The following is a 21,427-nucleotide window of genomic DNA, read 5'->3' as shown; positions in this document are numbered from 1 at the left end:
TAAAAGATAGCATTTTTGGCTTTGAACTTTTACATTTTCGGTGCTTCCATTCCCATTTTCGCCCATTCTTCTTTAGATGGTCCATAAATTCCCGGCACAGACAATCCAGCTTGACGCATTAAGATAGTCATTTGGCCGCGATGGTGAATTTGATGATGAATGACAAACATCAATAATGCGCCATTAGACATGTCCCTTCCGAAAATATTGTGAACTTCTTGCAATTTTTCATCAGTCCATTGCGTTTTAACAGTTTCTTGATAGGCTTCAGTCATTTTTTTATACTGCTCGGCAATATATTGTGCAGAATCAGGAACAGGAAAATCTTTATCCGGTCCATCGAATGTGAGACCGGATTGTGAGTCAATTACTTTAATAGCAGTCGTCACATGCCATGCGGTGCGCCCAAGTGTCCAATGGCCCGGCGCCGTTTCCTGTTGCAGTGATTCGTCAGTTAGTTGGTCTAATACCTTTTGAGTTTGCATTGCTTCATACTTCCACCTTTTAAATGTAATTCATTAGTTAACCAGTTTTCGTTAATATTTAATTCTGTTAAATTTTTGCTTACAATTTTACCGTCGACTATCAGTTCGGTTGGAATATAGGGTCTTCGTTTGACTAGAATGTTGGAATCTTTTTTTGTGACAGGTTCGAATTCTTCTTTTTTTAGAACGCTAAGCTGTCCATTTGGTTCTAAAATGGCATACTCTACTTCAGATACAGCAAACACGTTTTTTATACGTAAAAGCATAGTTAAATCATCCATATTTAATTTATTGGAGGAAAGTGCTTTCTCAATAATTTTTCCATGCTTGATAAGAATGGTAGGCTCTCCGTCTAAAAGGCCTCTTGCTTTTGATGATTTAAAGACGATAAACTCAATCGCAGCGGTTAGGAAAACCCATAAGGCAATCCCTGTAATCCCATCAATAATTTTAATATCTTTATGGATCACCATTTCCCCTGCTATATTCCCAAGGGCAAGCCCGGTTATGTAAGAAAAAAAGACATTTGGCTAATTTGCTTTTTTCCGAGAAGGCGAATCAAAATAAATAAAACGAAAAAGCCTATAAAAGTCCGAATAATAGTACTAGAAATCGAATCCATCTCTTCCCCCACTCAATCATATAGCAAATATAAACAACCTTATTCAATAATATGGCACAAACACTGACAACATATGTAAAAAGGGTGCCTGACACCTAAGTTTTTAAAAAATAAAAAAGGAAAATTGCCTTCTTTTAATGAATTAGTATAAAAGAAAACGGTTGAAGGAGGATTTTCATTGGATCATTCACTACAGCTTTATCAATATCATCTCTGGGCAAACAAAGCAATTTTTACCCACCTGAAAGAAATACCGAAATCATACTCAAAGGAAGTAAACAGTGTTTTTTCATCGGTAAAAGAGGTGCTCTATCATTTGTATCAAGTCGATTATATCTGGTTGCGAACCATTTCAGGAGACCCATTCGAAGACATCGCTGCCTCCATTCCACAATTGAAGGAAGAAAACGCTGATAATACGATCGAAGAAATGGAAGATGCGTTTGTTAATTTAGGTGAGAAGTATAAAGCGTTCATCAATAATCAAGAAGATATGAATCGTCGTATCTCTATTCACCATCCTAAATACGGGACACTACATACAACTTATGCCGAGTTAATCCAGCATGTCGTCAACCATGGAACCTATCATCGTGGAAATATTACTGCAATCTTAAGACAGCTAGGGCATACAGGAGTTCCAACAGATTATGTATCCTATTTATTCATTTTGAATCAATCTTAATTCACGATATTTCACTAGTTATACATTTACGATAAAAAATCAATATGCTACTATTAGCATATAATAAATAAACAGCATGGTAACTGACGACATTTGTGGAATTAACCACAAGGGAGCTATGCTTTTATAGAGTCGGGTCGTCTGGGCAGAGATAAGGAAGGGAATATGACCATCTTTATCTTTTTTTATTTTTTAAATTACTTTTCCATAATAGTAGTGGAAAAGCCATTTTCTAAGGAGGATCTTCAATGGAAAACCTTATTTTAGATGGAAGAAAAGTTGCTCAGAGTATTAAAAATCAATTAGTGGAACGAGTACAAGTCCTAAAGGAGAAGGGAGTTACGCCTTGCTTAGCAACGATTTTAGTCGGTGATGACCCATCTTCAGCAACCTATGTAAAAATGAAAGGAAATGAATGCGAAAAAATCGGCATAAAATCATTGCGTATCCATCTCCCGAAAGAAACAGAAACAATAGAATTACTTGAAACCATTCAAAAGTTAAATGAAGATGCATCCGTACATGGTATTTTGCTGCAGCATCCCGTCCCATCCCATATTGATGAGCGAAAAGCATTTGAAACCATTTCGATTGAAAAAGACGTCGATGGTGTAACAAGCTTTGGATATGGGCAAACTGCCCTTGGATTTGGAAAATATCCTTCCTGTACTCCAGCAGCAATTATGAGTATTCTCCATTATTATCAAATTCCGATTGAAGGAAAACATGCAGTCGTTATTGGAAGAAGCCCGATTTTAGGAAAACCTGTTTCCGCTTTGCTACTTAACGAAAATGCTACAGTAACAACCTGTCATTCGAGAACGACAAATTTATCGGAAGTGGTTCAATTAGGAGATATTGTCGTAGCAGCAGTAGGTAAACCGAAATTTATTCAAGGCGATTGGATTAAACAAGGCGCCGTTGTCCTTGATGCAGGGTACAACAAAGGAAATATCGGCGATGTTGATTATGAAGCCTGCAGTGAAAAGGCAAGCGCCATTACTCCCGTTCCCGGCGGTGTCGGTCCTGTAACCATCTCGATGCTGCTAAAACATACCGTAGATGCAGCTGAAGAAACAATAAGCAAACATTGACCTATTCATCATTGAATAGGTTTTCTTATGGTTGCATGCGATATTCTTCCTTTTCCAAAATTGCACCCATAGTCGTTTTATTTTTAATTCTAAAAGAAGGATAATAATTGATAAACAAAGAATGTTTGATGGTAGAATTAAAAAGGTGATTTTATAAATAGGGGGACCACCATGGATCTTCGTTTAATCGAATTGATTGGATTAACTATCATCATTCATTTAATTGATACACTTGCGTATTCTGTCAGACTAAACTCCGTAAAGAGCGGAAAATATGCATTATCTCTATCATTATTCAATATATTTGTACTTATTTCCAGGACGGCAAATATGTTCCAAGCACCATTGCTTGGATTAATCATTGGTTTAAGTATTGAAAAGGGACTAAACCCTAAATGGGATTTACATCTCGTTATTTTTGCGGCAACGACCGGAACAATATTGGGCATCGTGCTCATTCCAACATTTTTAAAGATTTTTTCAAAAGCGGTCGATAAACTTGATATAAAAGGTTCGGTACCATCAATCGTTGTAGAGGCTCTTCATATTAACAATATTAAACGAATGGTAAAAAGTACGACGAAACCGCGTAAATCGATGTGGGCAAAGTTACGTTATAAAGAAATTCCGAAAAGGCTATTAATCTTAAATACAATTATTACAGCAGTCTATACAATCGGGGTGCTATCGGCTTTTTATGCATCTACCTTCGTTGATGAAAAGTATCGACTCGCTACTTCGGCCTCATCAGGGATGATTAATGGGGTTGCATCGATCTTATTAACATTGCTTGTCGACCCAAAGTCCGCCATTATTACTGATCAAGCATTGAGAGGAAAGCGGCCGTATGGCGATGTAAAAGCACTCGTCATTTTGTTAATCGGGTCCAAGTTATTAGGAACACTACTTGGACAAGTATTACTGGAACCAGCAGCAAGGATTATTGCATTTTTTAATTGAGCAAATGGGAAAAGCGTGGAGCGCCTTGTTCAGCCCTGACAATAAGCGGAGATTTTCCGGTTAGTCTGCTGGATAGAGCTTAGTTCGGGGGATATAAGCGGAAATTTTCCGATTAAGCAAAGCAAAATTACCCATTTTTACGTTTTTTGAGTCAATAGCCGGAATTTTTACGTCTATTTAAGCCATTTTTAATGCGATTTCTAAATTAAGCGGAATTTCTCCGCTTATCAAACTCACTTTAGCATCTAATGAACTGGTTGGTTTCTAAAAAAAGTCCGATCATTTCCTTTTACTCCGAAGATTATTTGACCTCCCCGAGGGGCTAGACAGAAAACCCTGTTCCGAACTATGCGGAACAGGGTTTGTCAATGAAATTAAACAAAATTTCTTGTATCTTGATTGCGACTAAACTTATAAATGGCTATTAAGAAAAAGGCAGCTGCAAAAGCAAGGAGAATCATAATGTTTAAATAAAGGCTCCCTAATGTATTTCCGTCTTGCAATTTCGTTAATGTATCTAATGTCCATCTCTGTGGCAGGAAATTCGCTACCTTTTGAATGGAAGCCGGCATCACCTCAACCGGCCAAAAACAACCAGATAACATAACAGTTGGTAAGACGATTAAATTTTGCAGTGCACCTGCAGCACTTCGATTGTTAGCAAAGGAAGTTGTTAGTAACGATATTCCTACAGATATTAAAGCAAAGAGGAACATCACAGCCATTGCTTCCCAATAAGGAATATTAAGATCAATATGAAATATCGTTGTCATAACGGTTAAAGTGATAAGAACCTGGACAATCATCACAATCATATTCACAATAACATTGGAAAGTATATATGTTCTCGCATTGATCGGCGTTGAGAGCAATCGGAAATACGTACGATTTTCTTTTTCCGAAAGAATAATCTCCGACATATTCCCAGCTGACATTAGCATAATCATGATTAAAAATCCGACTGTTTGATAGGTCATATCATTATTTTTTGATGTATCCGCTAATGATTTTGTTGTTAGTGTATAATCCGTTTTTTGATAGTTTTTATACATGGAATCAAAATTTTGTTGATTTCCATTTGCGACCTTACCAAGCGTTGAAATATTATCGATATATTGATATAAATAGGACTTAATAAACCCAGTAACTTCTGCCCCTTTAATAGATGTAATCTGAATATCATTTGGTTCACCACGTAACACACTTTCTGAATAGCCGCGATCAAAAGTAATCACGCTATCGAGTGACCCCGATGTTATTTTTTCTTGTACATTTGATTCCTCAATCTTTGTAACTTCCACATTTTCTAAGTCTTCTAGAAACTTGATGGTATCGGCTGTAATCCTGCTTTCGTCATGATTAACAACGCCAACATGAAGGATCATCTTTTGATCACCGCCATAAGCAATTAAAGAAATGAAGATTCCGATGAGTGGCATGAAAAGGTACATAATGATATTTTTCTTTTGTTTAAATGTTACACTTAATGTGTTTTGGACTAACCAAAGGATATCCTTCATTATAATCCCTCCCGTCTACGCATTGAAATCACCGCTATGAGTAGGAATAAAACGGCAATTCCAATATTTAAGCTGATGGCTGGGATCGCAGCCGATAGATCATTTGTATAAATAATTTTCGTTACCGCTCGATTAATCCATGTGAGCGGAGAAAGTTCTGTAATAAATTTAAAAATTCCTTCAGGATTTTCAATTTTAAAATAGGCCCCTCCGAAAAATGATGCTAATTGGATTACTAACATAAGAATCACACTTGTTGATGCGTTTGATTTTGTCAAATAACTAATTCCGAGACCAAGACTGACTGCGAAGATCACCTCGGTAAATAAAACAAGAAATACGGTTCCAAAATGGTCACCCCAATTAGCATGAAAGAGAATTTTGCTAAAAAGAACAACAAGGAGAACACAAAGCGTATTTAAAACGATATTTCCTGCTACTTTCCCGATAAAAATTTCACTTTTCCGAACGGGAGCGACAATTAGTCGATCACCGGTTTTTCGTGCCCTTTCACCCGCAATAAGGGAGCTTGCAGACATTGCTCCATATAACGCAATCATCGTTGTCATGACAATCGCGTAATAATCCATTGAGCCTGGTGATTTTTCTGGTAAAAGAGAGGTATTTTTAATGTAATTATGATGCTTTTCAGTTGAAAAAACGGTTCCAATTTGGTCAGGAGCAATCTTTACGACTTCCTGGGCAACATTATATTTATCGACGAAAGAAGTGAGCATTCCTTGTAAAATGCTTCCTTCAATACTATTCCGTTCATTGAGATACAGCCGGATTCCCTTTTGATTCACTTCAAGATAACCATCATATTTGTTTTGCTTCACAGCCTCTTTTCCGGAAAACTCTTCCGAAGCTTTCTTAAAGTGAATTCCTGATTGTTTTGCCTCAACGACAAACCGAGAGAAATACTGAGAAAATTCTCCGTTTGTTTGATCTTTATATAAAACGTTCATATCGTCTATTTGGATACTTGTTGTAAATGTGTTCGACAATGCGGTGCCGAGTACAAGCATTAGTACAATCGGTAAAGCGAGCATAAATACTGCCGTGCGAATGTCGCGGAAATCACTCTTAATTTCCTTCAATGCAATATTGATGATATTCAACGAAATCACCTCCTTATTAGTCCCTTAAATTTCTACCTGTTAATGTTAAAAATACCGTTTCTAAATTTGGTGCTTTTTCTTGTAAGGAGCGAATTTCGATATGGTTAGTAATAAAGTGCTCAATAATTTTGTTTAAGTTATTCACGCCTGTATCGGAATTGATTTTAATAAGATTTTCATCAAGTTGAACAGCCTCGACACCATTAATTTCTTTAATGCGATCAATCATTATATTTTCGGTAGACTTCACTTCAATCCATATATCTTTCGTATTCGTAATAATTGATTTCAATTGTTCCTTCGTTCCTTCGGCAATAATTTTACCGTGATCAATAATGGCGATGCGTGAGCAAATTTCCTCTACTTCCTCCATATAGTGACTTGTGTAAATAATCGTACAACCCATTTCATTTAACTTCCGAACCGATGTCAAAATATAATTACGGGAGTGGGGATCAATCCCAACTGTAGGTTCATCCATAATGATCAATTTAGGTCGATGGGCGATGGCACAGGCTATATTTAAGCGCCGTTTCATACCGCCAGAGAAATTTTTCGGATAGCTTTTATGTTTATCATGTAACCCAACAAATTCAAGTGCTTCCTCCACTCGATCCTTTAGTTCATCACCACGTAAGCCGTATAAGCCGGCAAAAAATTTCACGTTTTCATATGCCGTCAAATCTTCATAAATCGCTAAATCCTGAGGAACCATGCCGATATTCATTTTGGCAAATCGACTGTTTTTCGCGATGTTTTTCCCGAGAATATTAATGGTTCCTTCATTACTCCGAAGTAGACCTGCAACCATATTAATTGTCGTGCTTTTTCCAGCACCGTTTGCACCAAGAAATCCAAAAATTTCTCCTTCTGAAATCGAAAGGGACATATTATCTACTGCGATAAAATCGCCAAATTTTTTTGTTAAGTTTTTTATTTCTAAAACATTCATCTTCTCACCCCTAATGTTTTGTATATCGTAAGTATAAAAAAAAGAATGAAGCGATATAAGTGGAATCGTTCATTCTTTTCACATGAAGATATTCATATTTTTCATATGAGAATTTCATTATTGGATAGGCAGCAATGTAGTTACGGAAAAACCGTGGGTGCTGTCAACGATAATTTTTCCATTGATTGCGGCTGTCCGTTCTTCCATGCCAATAATACCAAGCCCTTTTTTAATTTTCTCTGCCCCTTTTCCGTTATCCTTCACTTCAACTCTGATTAGCTTGTTGAGCACTTTAATATCAACGGATACATGGGAGGCATCCGAGTACTTCATCGTATTTGTTAAAGCCTCCGTCACATTCTCATGAATAATTTTCCATTGGATAGGGGATATCGTATCCAAATTCCCATTATGGGTTAGTGTCGTGTTTAAATCATGTTTTGCTGAAAATTCATCGATGAAAAGCTTCATTCGATGTATTCCAACTTGTTCAGTAGGAGGCTTCATATTTTTTAATGTCATTCGGATATTTTCAATGCCTTCTTTTGAAATATTGATTGCATTCTGCAGCAATTCCTCAGCTTTCTCTTTATCAAGTTCCATTAACCGTTTGGCTGCTTCCATTTGGATTAATGCACCTGTCATCGAATGGCCGATTTTATCATGAATTTCTTGAGAAATTCGATTTCTTTCTTCTAATTTAACGGTGTACTCCGATTGTCTTATATATTCTTTATTTTCATTCAAATGCTTGGTCAGCTTTTGAATATTCTTTCTCATTTGGTCCATTTGGACTTCGTTTTTGTTCATTAGAAAAAGATGTCTAGTAGCGATGATGTAGACCATGAAGCTTGATACTGCGACTAATCCATAAATTGGCTGCGTATCAAACTGTATGTATATGATTGGAATAAATGTGAGCAGTAAAATAATAAATTTGCTATTAGTAAAACGAGAAATTAGTTCAATGACTGACAATGGTAAAAGAATAATAAATAACGAATAGACGAAAATATAGGACCAAATCGTTAAAATAATGGATAATAAAAGTAGCGATTTTTTGATGCCATCATGTTTAAAAATATATAATGTAATATTGATGCAAAAATAAATAAGGGAGGCCAAAACAACCCACGAAATGTTCTCGGAATCGGCTCGAATGCAATTGACGGCTATAAAGACAATCAATGCAACCTTATTGAGGATGATCCAAATCTCCATATTAATCTACTTTTCCTGTAATATAATAAATGGCGATTTGTGTCCGATGCTCAAGGCCGGTTTTCCCTAGTATCGAGGTGATATAGTTGGCAACCGTTCCTTCCGAAATAAATAATTGCTTTGAGATTTCTTTATTCGAATAGCCTTTTGCAATTAAAGACATAATGTCTCGTTCTCTTTCTGTAAATAACTTTGCATCAATTTTTGTCCCTGATTCCTTCTTTTCTAATAAGTTGGATTTAATTTTTTCCAAAACGACATCTTGCATAATGCTATTTCCGTTAAATACTGTTTTGATCGCATCACGAATTCGTTCCGGGTCATTATTTTTCAATAAATAACCTTTTGCTCCATTTTTTACCGCATCTAATATGTATTCGTCATCGTCGAATGTCGTCAAAATGATCGGTCTCGTCCTCGTTTGTTCAGTAAGAATTTTTGTTGCTTCAACACCGTTCATATTTGGCATTCGCACATCTAATAATGCGATGTCCACTTTATGTTTTTTACAATAATCGACCGCTTCTTGTCCATCATTGACGGTGTCAACAACTTCAAATTCGTCATACGTATTTAAAATTATTTTTAAACCTTCACGGATAAATGAATTATCGTCTGCAATAATTACTTTAATTTTTGTCAAATAAGGGTCACTTCCTTCAATGCACGGCAAATATTTTTGCGTTTTATATAGCCTTATTATATGCATAATTTGTAATGAAAAAATACTAAAAAAATGTAAGACACTAAAAAAAAGAAGCGTTGTAAAAAACGCTTCCTTTCGTCGATCTTATTAGTAATAAGAAGCACCGACAATGATTAAAAGGATGAACAAGACAACAATTAAAACAAATGTTGAACCGCCGCCGTAGCCGCCACCGGCATAGCCGTATCCACCATAGCCGTAACCCATTATAACACCCCCCTATGCAAGGATAATTTACTTTATGTAAGGGGGGTGGTTTTTGAAATGGACAACAGTTTAGTGGTTGAAATTTAGAGGAATTTGGCGAATACACTAGTTCTTATTAATCTTTTACTGTTTTTGCAGATAAACGGTTAACTGAGTTAAATCCAGCGTTAATTTTTGATATTCATATAAGTTAGGAAAGATGGCCGCGCTACCTGTATTCAATAGATCGGTAATGGTTTCTTTATAGTTTGGTACCTGCAATGTTTCTTCATTATCCATAAAAACAACCTGAACCATAGAATCCTCCTAGCATAATTGTTTTTACTCTAATTTTACTAAAATATTGAATAGTTTTCCAGAAGAAAACTAGCGAAAAAGATGTTGGATGAATGTATTTCCTTGGAAATAAAATAGGATTTTTGTCGAATTTCCTATAAAAAGAGTAGATTATCAATCTTCGTTTTTCGGAAAGAATAATAGTATAATAGATTGTAATACAAATTAGGGGTGTGGATAATTGAAATTTTATCGATTATTTATAGCGGCAATAGTAATCTTAGCTATTTCTGGATTTGGTCATACAAATACATTCGCTGCAGATAAAGCGGATGCACTTGTTAACTCTGCGGTGAAAGCTGGAAAAACCCTAGATAATATGACAACGGTTGGGAAAAAGGCAACAGGGAAAAATATCCCGACCAAGGAGTACAATGCAGCGGTAAAAAAATATAAAAGTGCTAAATCAGCGGTAAATAAACAGTCAGGAAAAAAGAAGAAAGCCAATCTTTCCAAATTAAAAACAGTAAATACGCAAATATCTCGAGGGAAAAAGTACATCAATGCTGTTTCAAACGGGAAGAAAATTGCTTCAAAAAAAGCAAAGTTAGATAAAGATATAAAAATGGGTGTCATCAATTCTAAAACGCTAGTGGCTTATTCGAATCTATCAAAGGATCTTAACAAATACGCATCAACATTTGATGCCGTATATGATAAAAAAACGCGTGATACGGTAAAAAAACTGTATAAAACACCGGCAGAAAAGATTAAAAAGGATCTTAATTACGCAATTATCGTAAAGAAAGCAATTGATGAAACAAGTAAACTTATGAAATCCAACACTTCATCTAATAAACTTGCTGTACCATACTATAAAATTCTATTGAATATTGACTCTATTCCTCAGCAAAAAATGAAACAGCAACTGATGAAGGAAGTAAAAAAAATAAATTCAACCATTCCGAGTAAATTGAAAACAGGAAAATTTGCCGAATATGTAAATTTGGAAATGAACTTTGAACGACTGGATTCGTATATTTCTAAAGGAAAATCAAATGCGAAAGTTCCCGGTTTATACAACCAATTAAAGAAAAATATAACATCGATCAGTTCTAAAACAGATAAGGCACGCTTACAAAAAAGATTCGCAGGCATCATGAATCGACAAAAGGTGAGCATAAAAGAATTAAAAGGAATGCTAACGAAGTCGGCGATTGCTAAAGGGATTCCACCGGAAGTAGTTAAATCAATTGCGGTCACGGAAAACGGCAATCTTACACAGTTTTTACCAAATGGAGAAGTGTTCAAAAGTCATGATAATGGGTATGGAATCATGCAAGTGACACCTATGTCAGATTCGGATAAAAGCTATGATTGGAATCGAGTAAAATATGATCTATCTTACAATATTCAAGCGGGGGTAGAAATTTTAGCAAAAAAGTGGACCTACGCCTTCTTATCATCTCCAGTTATGCCTAAAATCAATAATGGGGAAAAGAACCTTTTAGAAAATTGGTATTTTGCGATAATGGCCTATAATGGATTATCAACGAAAAATGATCCAAATAAAGTAACCAAACCGTATCAGTTAAAGGTATATGAAAATATGAAAAACCGTACACTAATGAACCCGGAAATTGTAAAAAAACAAGATGTTATTTTTACTGGTAATCCAGTCAAATTGAAAACAACACCAATCAAGACAAAACTAAAAACAAAAAGCACGCAATTTTATAAAAAGAATGATCGTGTAACAATCTCGGCCAGTGCAAACTTTCGGACAAAACCAACAACAAAGAGTACGCGCAAATCATTTCCGAAAGGCACGAAAGTAACAATTCTCGGCGGAGCGATTGAAGATGATAGCCCAGCGAATCTCTTTACTTGGTACAAAGTATCTGTTTCCGGAGCAAAAGGGACTTGGTATGTGGCGTCATCGAATTTAAAATGAAGAAAGTTTTCAGTCGGGTAGTTATTGCCTGGCTTTTTATTATGAAGGAATGATTTTACGAAAAATGCACAACATATAAATCCACGAAATTCCTTTTGAAGGGATGAATATGCCCGATGTGTAAGAAATTCATATCATTCTTTTCCATATTTATAATCTTATTCTTTTCATTTCCGGTTTATGGATACGAAAGTGAACCATTATCTGGAATCGTTGATTTGCGATTAATGGAAACAACAGATTTACATGGAAACATTGTTGATTACGATTATATAAAAAATAAGAAAATAGTTGAATTTGGTTTAGCTCGAACAGCAACGTTAATTAAACAAGCGAGAAAGGAAGTTCCGAATTCACTTCTCTTCGATGATGGAGATCTGCTTCAGGGAAATCTTTTAGCAGATTATATCGCATATATTGATCGATTCAAGACCGAACCGATTCATCCGATGATAAACGTCATGAATTATCTTAAATATGACGCGGCTACATTTGGTAATCACGATTTTCATTATGGTTTAGACTTTTTACATCGGACGATTACAGGTGCAAAATTCCCTTTTATTAATGCAAATATGTATGTGAATGATCACAAACCGTATAATTTTAATGAAATCAATATGTTTAAACCATATGTCATTTTAAATAAAAAGGTAAAGGATCGAAGTGGAAAGAAGCACACGATAAAGGTAGGAGTCATTGGCTTTGTCACACCATCTGTCATGATATGGGAGAAAAAAGCGTTAGCGGGTAAAGTAAGGGTAATGGATATTGTAAAATCTGCGGAAGCCTTTGTTCCACGAATGAAAGAGGAAGGAGCAGACATCGTTGTTGCACTTGCCCATTCGGGATTTGATGAAAAAGCAAAACCGTATGAAAAAGCCGAAAATGCGGTGTACCCATTAAGCCTTGCCCCTGGAATAGACGTTATTTTATTTGGACATCAGCATAGAGTTTTCCCCGATAAATCCAAGTTAAAAGGGATATCAGGGGTGGATACAAGTATGGGGACGATCAACGGAGTCTCTGCAGTTGAAGCTGGCAGTTGGGGAAATTATTTAGGAATTGTAGACTTAATTTTACAAAAAAATAATGGGAAATGGGCCATCCTTCATTCAAAATCAAAAGCTGTTCCTATATTCAAAGTAGAGAAGAAAAAAGCAAAACCATTAATAAAATCTGATCCAAAAATCTTACAAATAGTAAAAGAAATACATGAAAAGGCAATTCAATATAGTAGACGGATAAGTAATAAAAAGTGACTCATGACTTTGGTTCTATTTCGAATGATAATCATGAGTCTTTTGTTATGCATTCTATAGAAGATTAGGAATATTCGCTAAGTCCTTTTTACCAATTTCATGGTTTGTAATTAAAATATATCATAATTGTAATTTAATGGTGATACGATAGATGTTGGATGGAAAAATAGAAATGGGGGATTATGATGGGGAAAAAATTTTTAAAAACGATTACTGCCATTGCTGCCACGGTGGTAATTAGCTGTGTATTACCAAATGTTGCAAATGCAGAGGACAACTTTGGTAGAATTAAGGCATCCTATGAGCAAACACATAAAAATAGTAGAACATTATCAGCGACTATTAATCTATCAAATGTCTTTGATCGCCAAATTATGATTAAAACGAAATCTTCGAAGTCAATATTATCAAAGAACTTTGGGCTAACATTTGTTGATAATCAAGATATTCTAACCTTAAAAGATGTGTATATTGCAAGAGTTCCAGAAAAGTTAAACTATGCAAGCACACTAAGTAAACTGAAAAATTCTTCACTAATTGAGATTGCAGAACCAAATTACATACAAGAAAAAGTGAGCGGCAATCCTAATGACCCGTATTTTTCAGCCCAATGGCATTTACCAAAGGTTGGGGCACCAGCGACATGGGGAAAAATTGAAAAAAGTAAGAAACATGTAGTTGTCGCTGTTTTGGATTCCGGTGTGGACATTAAACATCCTGATTTGTCAGGACAATTATTACCTGGATATAATGTTATGACCAAGACAAATAATGTTACTGATTCGGTTGGTCATGGGACGGCAGTTGCAGGTACGATTGCTGCGAAAATAAATAATAGAATTGGAACGATCGGGGTAAATCCGTATGCAAAAATTCTCCCAATAAAAGTGGGCAACGATCGGATTGCTGTATCGGATTCAATTAAGGGTATTTATTACGCGATTTCTAAAGGTGCTGATATTATAAATATGAGCTATGGTGGAACATCGTATAGCGAATTGGAATTTGATGCATTGCTTAGTGCAGCATCGAAGGGGATTACTGTTGTGGCTGCTTCGGGGAATGATGGAAGATATGTCAATTTCCCAGCAGCATACCCAACGGTATTAAGCGTTGGATCTACTAATCAAAAAAATCAGGTTTCAGGTTTTTCAAGCAGTGGACCGTTACTTGATGTTGTTGCACCAGGAGAGAAAATTATTACACTAGGTACAAATAATCGATATGTTGAAGCTAATGGAACATCCTTTGCTGCACCAATAGTTAGTGGTCTGGCGTCGTTCATTAAATCGGTATCTCCAAATATGCCACCACATGGCATTGAATATTTACTTGAAAAAGGGGCTACAAATTTAGCAGCTAAGCCAAATATATGGAGTTCAAAAGCAGGTTATGGACTCGTGAATAGTGTCAAAACTTTTCAAACCGAATTACCTAATCTCAAAGGAGATATAGGTGATATCCGTAGTAAAGCGAAGTCAATTTCTGTAAATAAGAAATATACGAATAAATACGATCTGCCGTTAGACAGTGATTGGTATAAGCTAAAAGTAACGAAAACAACGAAAGTAAAGGTGGAATTAAGTGGTGTCCCTAATATGGATGGGATTATTTGGTTCGATAAGTTTTCCAATGGTAAAGCGACGATGGAAACACTATATAATAAAGGCGGATTAGGAAAAGGAGAAAGCTTTACGAAAACATTGAAAGCAGGTACTTATTACTTCCAAGTAATGGAGATCAATAATCACTGGTCAACATCATCTTATTCCTTTAAAGTTACTAAATTAGATACAACCCCACCTGCGGCACCGAAAGTAAATAGTATTAATAATAAATCTACGAAACTAACAGGAAAAGCAGAAAAAGGTGCAAAGCTTACGCTCAAAAAAGGTTCAAAAGTGATTGCGACAGGAAAAGCAACATCAAAATCAACCTTTTCACTAAAAATACCAAAGCAAAAGGCGGGAACAGTCCTTTATTTAACAGCAACCGATGCGGCAGGAAACAAAAGCAAAGCAACGAAAATTACTGTAAAAAAAGCAGATACAACCCCTCCAAAGCCACCGAAGGTAAATGCGATTACCAGTAAGTCTACAAAACTAACAGGGAAAGCCGAAAAAGGAGCAAAACTTACACTTAAAAAAGGTTCAAAAGTGATTGCAACAGGAAAAGCAACATCAAAATCAACCTTTTCACTCAAAATACCAAAACAAAAAAAGGGCACAATCCTTTACCTAATAGCAACCGATGCTGCAGGAAACAAAAGTAAAGCAACAAAAATCACCGTAAAAAAATAAAGAATACGGTGCCTGACACCAGTGTCTTGACACTGGTGTCAGGCACCATTTTTCATTTTTATGGAAATATTTTTTCGTTAGTCAGTACATATGATTTCCGTGTTAAAATAAGATAGAATAGAGGTTATATTTTCTTTTAAGCGGAGGATTTAATATGGGAAATAAGATGTTTAATATTGTGGCATCAGTAGCAATGGCAGCGTTACTATGTAGTGCTCTGCCGAATGATACAAAAGCACAGGAAACTCAGGAGCAGATAAGTATTAAAAGGATTAAAGAAAACTATATTCGACACTCGAATAGTAGAAAACTATCCTCCACTATTAATCTTTCAAAAGTAAAAGATCGACAAATCATTATTAAAACAAAAGAAATCAACAAAATTCTTTCCAAAATAAGCGGAATTAAATTGCTGCAAAGTCATGAAATTCTTATTTCAAAAGATATATATATTATTAGAGTTCCCGAATGGTTAAATTATTCCGGGGTATTAAAAGCGTTAAAAAAGAATCCGCTAATTGATACGGTTGAACCTAATTATTTACAAGAACGAACTGTAAAAGCTGCACCCTTACCAGAACCAAATGATAAATTCTATAAAGATCAATGGTATTTAAACAAGATTGGTGTACAAGCAATTTGGCCATTAATTAAACCAAATTCTAAACCAGTAACAGTGGCGGTTCTTGATACAGGGGTAGATACAACCCATCCGGACTTAAAAGGGCAATTAGTAAATGGTTATGATATTCCCCGTCATACAACAAAACAAACTGACAAAAATGGTCATGGGACAGCGGTTGCGGGAACAATTGCCGCGAAAATGAATAATAAAATTGGGATCGTCGGAGTGAATCCCTACGCGAAAATTCTTCCAATCAAAATTGGTGGAGAAGAAATTGCGGATGCAGATTCAATTGCTGGAATTTATTATGCGATAAAACATCATGCCGATATCATTAATCTAAGTTACGGCGGTCCGGAAAGTAGTGAAACAGAATTTGATGCAATCCTTAGTGCCGCACAACATGGAATTACGGTAGTAGCTGCTTCTGGGAATGAATACGGTGAAGCTGTTGAGTATCCCGCTGCCTATCCAACAGTCATCAGCGTCGGCTCGGTCAATAGCAAAAATAAAGTCTCGGATTTCTCAAATGTAGGACCACAGCTAGATTTAGTTGCACCCGGAGAGAAAATAAAAATATTAGCGTTGAAAAATAAATATGATATAGAGGATGGCACATCCTTCTCAACACCGATTGTCAGTGGCCTTGCCTCAATCATCAAATCAATTAAACCTGAGATGACACCAAGTAAGATTGAGTATATCCTTGAAAAAGGAGCCACACCTTTAGCAAAGTCGCCAAATATTTGGAGTCCAACCGGTGGATATGGAGCGGTAAAGGCAGCCAATCCATTAACCATCAAGCTCCCGGATTTAAAAGATGATGTAGGTAATGACCGTGGCAAAGCGAAAACGATCGCCTTAAATAAATCATACACTAATAAATATGATCTTCCGTTGGACAGTGACTGGTACAAGCTGAAAGTAACTAAAAATATGACTTTAAAAGCGGAACTAAGTGGTGTAACGAATATGGATGGCGTTGTTTGGGTCGATAAATATTCGAAAGGGAAAGTCACGAAAGAAGAGATGCATAATAAAGGTAAGCTAGGCGGAAAGGAAAGCTTTATCTTTAAAGTTACACCTGGCACATATTATTTTGAAATTTTAGAAGGAAATAATCATTGGTCAACAAAACCTTATCACTTTATCGTAAAAAAGGTAGACGTCACACCACCTGCACCGCCGAAGGTCAACTCGTTTAACAGTAAAGATAGAAAGTTAACGGGAAAAGCGGAAAAAGGAGCTAATCTTATCTTGAAAAATGGTTCAAAAATTATCGCCAAAGGCAAAGTGACGTCTAAATCAACTTTTTCACTATCACTTAAAGCTCAAAAAGCAGGAACAAAGCTTTATTTAACTGCGACAGATGCGGCAGGGAATAAAAGTAAAGCAACGAAGATTATTGTAAAAAAAGCAAAATAAATCATCTATTATTCTTTTGTATTTCAAACGCTAGCCTCCAACCATTCTTCGGAATGGATGATGAATAAATGTCAAAAGGTGAAAAATAGAAATGCCAAGGACGGCTCGTTCTTGGCGGAATTTCACCAAGTTCACTTAAATCAAACACCTTGCTTGCCAAACGTTCCCCTTCAGGACCAATTAAAATAATTGGTAAAGACTCCAATGTTACTGCTTTTTTTAAACTGCTTCGGACAAATGCTGTAACAATGATTCCCCCATCCTCATCCTCATTTATTTCAATCCCGGACAAAGAAATTTTATTTTGTTTCATTGGTTCGTTTTCATTATTTAGAAAGCGAAGCACATACTCCTGTTCAATGGAATCTGTCCAGTTAGGTAAAATCGAGAGTTCAGTATCAACGAGTTCATCCTCGTTAAAATCGCGTTCTTTTTCTTCAAGTACAAATGCCCTCTCACTTCTAAGCTGCTTATTTTTAGAAAATAGCATGAAAGATCCTCCTATCCCTTATGACTTATTCATTCACTTCTCCTAACAATAGGAATGTTTTAACATGATCACTTACAATGGTGCAAATTTCCTCTTCAATCAGATAGAAAGTCTGTGTAAATATTTTTAAACTCTCTTTTTGATAAATTTGTATAGGATCCTCTTGGCTATAGCCTCTTAAGCCTATTCCTTCTTTTAATCTTGTCATCGATTCTAAATGCTGCGTCCAATACATGTCCATCGCGTGAAGAATATCGTATTTAACATCTAGCAAAAAGTTTGGTTCACTTTGATAAATTTCTTTAAGTTTTTCAATCGATTCTTCTAAATGAAGTAAAAAAACGTTAATAAATTCATTAGGTTCGATTATTTCAGCTGTATCAAATTCTTTTATCGAAATTAATTGTGCCTTATGCATCAGCTCTTCTATCTTTTCGTTAGTCAAACCATCATTACTAGTGTATTTTTGTTTATAATATTCAGCTAAACTTCGATAAGTTTTTATGATAAAGTCAAAAACATCCGTCGATTCTAAAATCATATCCCGATTTTTATATATAATGTTTCGCTGTTCATTAACAACATCATCCAGTTTTAATGTGTATTCGCGTGCTGAATAATTGCTTCCTTCACATAATCGTTGTGCTCGATTAACTATTTCATGAATTTTTCGATTCAAAATTAAGCCGTCAGAATTAGTTTTTAATGACTTCTTCATTTTTTTTAACTGTTCTGCTGCAAATCGCTCAGTAATGACATCTTCGATCGAGATGAAAAATTGGCTAACACCCGGATCACCTTGTCTTCCGGCACGACCTTTTAGCTGGTCATCTACACGCCTGCTTTCATGTCGTTCGGTCCCCAATACACATAGCCCGCCAAGTTCCGCAACGCCCGGACCTAAAACGATGTCAGTTCCTCTACCTGCCATATTTGTTGCAATAGTAATTTGATTTTTTTGTCCAGCTTTAGAGATTAAATCGACCTCTTGTTCCACACTTTTCGCATTTAATAAATTATAAGGTAGATTCGCTTGTTCTAAATACTCGGCAACCATCTCGGATTGTTCGATGGAGGTTGTTCCGATTAATATAGGTTGACCCGTCGCATGACGCTTCAATACTTCTTTTGTTAATGCTTCATATTTTTGCGGGATTGTGGCAAAAATAAGGTCTTCCAAATCAATTCTTTGCTTCGGCTTATTCGTAGGGATTTGAATAACATCCATGCCGTACACTTGCTGGAATTCCTTTTCCTTTAATTTGGCTGTTCCAGTCATCCCTGACAAGATCGGATACATTCTAAAATAATTTTGAATCGTAATCGTTGCCTGCATCTTATTTTCTTCTGTCAGTTCCAATCCTTCTTTTGCTTCAATAGCTTGGTGAAGCCCGTCACTTAAACTTCTGCCTTCCATTACACGTCCAGTGAATGAGTCAATGAGTTCAATTTTCCCCTCATGAACGATGTAATCCACATCTTTTTTAAAGATGACTTCAGCATATAACGATTGAATCATGTAATGGTATAAAACTTGATGTTTTAAGTCGTATAAATTATTGATGGAAAAGGCTTTTTCTATTTTATTAATGCCTTCCTCCGAAAAAAACGCCGTTCTCGTTTCAAGGTCTATCGTATAATCTACATCGATTTCCATTCGTCTTACTACTTTAGAGCAAACGGAAAATAATTTTGAGTATAAGGAAGCTTTATTTGCAATAATTAATGGTGTTTTCGCTTCATCAATTAAAATGCTATCCACTTCATCGATAATAGCGAAGTGATAAGGTCTTTGTACCTTTAATTCTTCATCTAATATCATATGGTCGCGTAAATAATCGAAGCCAAATTCAGTTCCGATCCCATATGTTATATCTGCCTGATAGGCCTCTTGTTTTTCATCAGGTGACATCTCTGTCAAGTTAATACCGACCGTTAGTCCTAGAAATTCATGAATTTGGCCAATTTGTTCTTTATCTCTCATGGCAAGATATTCATTCACAGTAATGACATGTACACCTTTTCCTTCAAGTGCCCTTAAATAACTTGGCAAAGAAGCAACAAGTGATTTTCCTTCACCTGTTGGCATTTCAGAAATATTTCCTTCCAATAGAGCAAGCCCACCGATTAACTGGACATCAAAATGACGCATTCCTAGCGTTCTTTTCGAAGCTTCACGGACTGTTGCGAAAGCCTCCACTTTAATGTCTTCAATTGTTTTACCATTGCTTAATAACTCTTTGAAGTAAGTTGTTTTTTGCTTCAATTCTTGATCAGAAAGTTGTTCAAATTCTATTTCTAACCGATTGATCTCGGTAACGAATTTTTGATATTTTTTTATTTTGCGTTCTTGAGTCTTACTTAGTAAGGTGATCATTGTTTAACTCTCCTTGCAGACTTGTAGCATAATAATATCATATTAAGATAAGAGAATATAAATGGAATGAGATAGAATTAGTTGGAAGAAAATATTAAGCTAGTTTCTTACTATGAATTTTGGTATTTTAGTAGGTAAGATTATTAAGGAAAAAAACAAAAAGAACACATGCAATAAAGTTTAAGAAATGAACCTTAAGCAAATATTAAGAAAAAAGTTGTAATCTTGTTTAGAAGCCTTTGTTAAGATTTTGTTAGGAGAATGATTATGAATCATGTTGAAATATTAGGTGTTCCATTTATTCATTCCACGAGAAATGAATTTATCGATATCCTCCATCAAAGAATTAAACAACAAAATAAGACATTTGTCGTCACAGCTAATCCGGAAATTGTGATGATGGCAAATGAAAATAAAGTATTCATGGAATATTTACAAACGGCTGATTTTATTACTCCGGATGGAATTGGGATTGTTAAAGCTGCCGGGTGGCTAAACAAACCGTTACCTGAAAGAGTTCCCGGTTTCGATACGATGAAAGATTTACTGTCGCTCGCAAATGAAAATCAATATCGTGTTTACTTTTTAGGTGCCAAACAAGAAGTGTTAGAACAATGCATACATAATGTAAGTAATGACTTCCCCAAAATGGAAATTGCGGGCTATCATAATGGCTTTTTTGATTTGGACAATCCGCAAATTGCTGAAGAAATCCGAGAGTTGAAACCCGATCTTATTTTCGTTGCACTAGGAGCACCTCGGCAAGAACAATGGATTTATCAAAACATTGCCAAGTTTGACAAAGGGATTTTTATGGGGGTAGGAGGAAGTTTCGATGGAATCGCCGGTGTAGTCCCGCGTGCTCCGGAAATTTGGCAAAAGTTAAACATCGAGTGGCTTTATCGTCTCATTCAACAGCCAACAAGGTGGAAACGAATGCTGGCTATCCCTCGATTTGTATTCAAAGTACTACTGCAAAAAACGAACAAAAGATAGATGCATTTATTAGCAATAAACGAGTATAACGTGAATACAATAAGAAATTAGGGAAATCTTATTAGATTGTTCGGTCTTGTTATTTTTTCTACCTCTTTATCATAGGACTATGGTATAATTCATTTGACCTGCAAAAATTGACGATATGT

Annotated in this window: 19 protein-coding genes and 1 riboswitch; of the genes, 8 read left to right on the top strand and 11 right to left on the bottom strand. The window is 35.7% G+C overall.

Features of this window, described 5'->3' with window-relative positions; translation table 11 throughout:
• Positions 1–29: 29 nt before the first annotated feature.
• Positions 30–485: a DinB family protein gene (locus B5V89_RS01475; RefSeq protein ID WP_108070194.1), complete on the bottom strand. Its 456-nt coding sequence runs from the start codon at positions 483–485 to the stop codon at positions 30–32.
• Complete coding sequence (locus B5V89_RS01470) at positions 464–955, bottom strand: DUF421 domain-containing protein (RefSeq protein WP_244913429.1); 492 nt, start codon at positions 953–955, stop codon at positions 464–466. Before B5V89_RS01470 ends, B5V89_RS01475 begins: the two co-directional genes overlap by 22 nt.
• A gap of 330 nt (positions 956–1,285) precedes the next feature.
• Between B5V89_RS01470 and B5V89_RS01465 the strand changes: the two genes are divergently transcribed.
• The 3 genes from B5V89_RS01465 to B5V89_RS01455 all read left to right on the top strand — a co-directional run bounded on the left by B5V89_RS01465 (position 1,286) and on the right by B5V89_RS01455 (position 3,846).
• On the top strand, positions 1,286–1,792 hold the full coding sequence (locus tag B5V89_RS01465; protein ID WP_108070192.1) for a DinB family protein: 507 nt from the start codon (positions 1,286–1,288) through the stop codon (positions 1,790–1,792).
• Positions 1,793–1,861: 69 nt separating this feature from the next.
• A riboswitch (ZMP/ZTP riboswitch) is annotated at positions 1,862–1,946 on the top strand.
• Between the two features lie 94 nt (positions 1,947–2,040).
• The gene (locus B5V89_RS01460; RefSeq protein WP_108070190.1) at positions 2,041–2,886 is read left to right on the top strand and encodes a bifunctional 5,10-methylenetetrahydrofolate dehydrogenase/5,10-methenyltetrahydrofolate cyclohydrolase; all 846 of its coding nucleotides are present in this window, start codon (positions 2,041–2,043) and stop codon (positions 2,884–2,886) included.
• A gap of 171 nt (positions 2,887–3,057) precedes the next feature.
• Positions 3,058–3,846 carry a lipid II flippase Amj family protein gene (locus B5V89_RS01455; RefSeq protein WP_108070188.1) on the top strand — a complete coding sequence of 263 codons (789 nt, stop codon included), beginning with the start codon at positions 3,058–3,060 and terminating at the stop codon, positions 3,844–3,846.
• 374 nt (positions 3,847–4,220) lie between these two features.
• Here B5V89_RS01455 and B5V89_RS01450 read toward each other — a convergent pair whose 3' ends face one another.
• The 7 genes from B5V89_RS01450 to B5V89_RS19990 form a co-directional block, all read right to left on the bottom strand.
• Positions 4,221–5,366, bottom strand: a complete 1,146-nt coding sequence (locus B5V89_RS01450; protein ID WP_066229010.1) for an ABC transporter permease — start codon at positions 5,364–5,366, stop codon at positions 4,221–4,223.
• Positions 5,366–6,487, bottom strand: a complete 1,122-nt coding sequence (locus B5V89_RS01445; RefSeq protein ID WP_108070186.1) for an ABC transporter permease — start codon at positions 6,485–6,487, stop codon at positions 5,366–5,368. Before B5V89_RS01445 ends, B5V89_RS01450 begins: the two co-directional genes overlap by 1 nt.
• A 16-nt stretch (positions 6,488–6,503) precedes the next feature.
• Positions 6,504–7,439: an ABC transporter ATP-binding protein gene (locus tag B5V89_RS01440; protein ID WP_108070184.1), complete on the bottom strand. Its 936-nt coding sequence runs from the start codon at positions 7,437–7,439 to the stop codon at positions 6,504–6,506.
• A gap of 117 nt (positions 7,440–7,556) precedes the next feature.
• A complete protein-coding gene (locus B5V89_RS01435) occupies positions 7,557–8,660 on the bottom strand; it encodes a sensor histidine kinase (protein WP_108070182.1) in 1,104 nt (367 codons plus the stop codon).
• Between the two features lies 1 nt (position 8,661).
• Positions 8,662–9,369: a response regulator transcription factor gene (locus tag B5V89_RS01430; RefSeq protein WP_108070180.1), complete on the bottom strand. Its 708-nt coding sequence runs from the start codon at positions 9,367–9,369 to the stop codon at positions 8,662–8,664.
• Positions 9,370–9,453: 84 nt separating this feature from the next.
• Entirely contained in the window at positions 9,454–9,573 is a 120-nt protein-coding gene (locus tag B5V89_RS01425) for a YjcZ family sporulation protein (RefSeq protein ID WP_066229026.1), read from the bottom strand.
• A 123-nt stretch (positions 9,574–9,696) separates the two neighbouring features.
• Complete coding sequence (locus B5V89_RS19990; RefSeq protein WP_160331423.1) at positions 9,697–9,870, bottom strand: hypothetical protein; 174 nt, start codon at positions 9,868–9,870, stop codon at positions 9,697–9,699.
• A 220-nt stretch (positions 9,871–10,090) separates the two neighbouring features.
• Here B5V89_RS19990 and B5V89_RS01420 point away from each other — a divergent pair, with 220 nt between their 5' ends.
• The 4 genes from B5V89_RS01420 to B5V89_RS01405 all read left to right on the top strand — a co-directional run bounded on the left by B5V89_RS01420 (position 10,091) and on the right by B5V89_RS01405 (position 17,415).
• On the top strand, positions 10,091–11,803 hold the full coding sequence (locus B5V89_RS01420) for a transglycosylase SLT domain-containing protein (RefSeq protein ID WP_107920025.1): 1,713 nt from the start codon (positions 10,091–10,093) through the stop codon (positions 11,801–11,803).
• Positions 11,804–11,919: 116 nt separating this feature from the next.
• Positions 11,920–13,065, top strand: a complete 1,146-nt coding sequence (locus B5V89_RS01415; RefSeq protein WP_108070178.1) for a metallophosphoesterase — start codon at positions 11,920–11,922, stop codon at positions 13,063–13,065.
• A 185-nt stretch (positions 13,066–13,250) separates the two neighbouring features.
• Positions 13,251–15,365 (top strand): S8 family serine peptidase, encoded by a 2,115-nt coding sequence (locus B5V89_RS01410; RefSeq protein WP_181294585.1) that lies wholly within the window; start codon positions 13,251–13,253, stop codon positions 15,363–15,365.
• 154 nt (positions 15,366–15,519) lie between these two features.
• Complete coding sequence (locus tag B5V89_RS01405; protein ID WP_108070174.1) at positions 15,520–17,415, top strand: S8 family serine peptidase; 1,896 nt, start codon at positions 15,520–15,522, stop codon at positions 17,413–17,415.
• Position 17,416: 1 nt separating this feature from the next.
• Here the strand turns inward: B5V89_RS01405 and B5V89_RS01400 are convergent, their stop codons facing one another.
• The gene (locus tag B5V89_RS01400; protein WP_108070172.1) at positions 17,417–17,905 is read right to left on the bottom strand and encodes an SLAP domain-containing protein; all 489 of its coding nucleotides are present in this window, start codon (positions 17,903–17,905) and stop codon (positions 17,417–17,419) included.
• A 25-nt stretch (positions 17,906–17,930) separates the two neighbouring features.
• A complete protein-coding gene (gene secA2 / locus B5V89_RS01395) occupies positions 17,931–20,282 on the bottom strand; it encodes an accessory Sec system translocase SecA2 (protein WP_108070170.1) in 2,352 nt (783 codons plus the stop codon).
• A gap of 267 nt (positions 20,283–20,549) precedes the next feature.
• Between secA2 and B5V89_RS01390 the strand changes: the two genes are divergently transcribed.
• Positions 20,550–21,278: a WecB/TagA/CpsF family glycosyltransferase gene (locus B5V89_RS01390; protein WP_108070168.1), complete on the top strand. Its 729-nt coding sequence runs from the start codon at positions 20,550–20,552 to the stop codon at positions 21,276–21,278.
• Positions 21,279–21,427: the final 149 nt, after the last annotated feature.

The sequence above is a fragment of the Heyndrickxia sporothermodurans genome, assembly GCF_003055045.1.
GTDB lineage: Bacteria > Bacillota > Bacilli > Bacillales > Bacillaceae_C > Heyndrickxia > Heyndrickxia sporothermodurans.
Note: the sequence above shows the minus strand (reverse complement) of the source record. Positions and strands in the feature narration are given on the sequence as shown.

Coding starts and splice junctions, on each gene's coding strand:
- B5V89_RS01410 (WP_181294585.1), top strand. CDS start 13,251: ATGGGGAAAAAATTTTTAAAAACGATTACTGCCATTGCTGCCACGGTG.
- B5V89_RS01405 (WP_108070174.1), top strand. CDS start 15,520: ATGGGAAATAAGATGTTTAATATTGTGGCATCAGTAGCAATGGCAGCG.
- B5V89_RS01475 (WP_108070194.1), bottom strand. CDS start 485: ATGCAAACTCAAAAGGTATTAGACCAACTAACTGACGAATCACTGCAA.
- B5V89_RS01450 (WP_066229010.1), bottom strand. CDS start 5,366: ATGAAGGATATCCTTTGGTTAGTCCAAAACACATTAAGTGTAACATTT.
- secA2 (WP_108070170.1), bottom strand. CDS start 20,282: ATGATCACCTTACTAAGTAAGACTCAAGAACGCAAAATAAAAAAATAT.
- B5V89_RS01455 (WP_108070188.1), top strand. CDS start 3,058: ATGGATCTTCGTTTAATCGAATTGATTGGATTAACTATCATCATTCAT.
- B5V89_RS19990 (WP_160331423.1), bottom strand. CDS start 9,870: ATGGTTCAGGTTGTTTTTATGGATAATGAAGAAACATTGCAGGTACCA.
- B5V89_RS01415 (WP_108070178.1), top strand. CDS start 11,920: ATGTGTAAGAAATTCATATCATTCTTTTCCATATTTATAATCTTATTC.
- B5V89_RS01435 (WP_108070182.1), bottom strand. CDS start 8,660: ATGGAGATTTGGATCATCCTCAATAAGGTTGCATTGATTGTCTTTATA.
- B5V89_RS01400 (WP_108070172.1), bottom strand. CDS start 17,905: ATGCTATTTTCTAAAAATAAGCAGCTTAGAAGTGAGAGGGCATTTGTA.
- B5V89_RS01430 (WP_108070180.1), bottom strand. CDS start 9,369: ATGCATATAATAAGGCTATATAAAACGCAAAAATATTTGCCGTGCATT.
- B5V89_RS01460 (WP_108070190.1), top strand. CDS start 2,041: ATGGAAAACCTTATTTTAGATGGAAGAAAAGTTGCTCAGAGTATTAAA.
- B5V89_RS01440 (WP_108070184.1), bottom strand. CDS start 7,439: ATGAATGTTTTAGAAATAAAAAACTTAACAAAAAAATTTGGCGATTTT.
- B5V89_RS01390 (WP_108070168.1), top strand. CDS start 20,550: ATGAATCATGTTGAAATATTAGGTGTTCCATTTATTCATTCCACGAGA.
- B5V89_RS01425 (WP_066229026.1), bottom strand. CDS start 9,573: ATGGGTTACGGCTATGGTGGATACGGCTATGCCGGTGGCGGCTACGGC.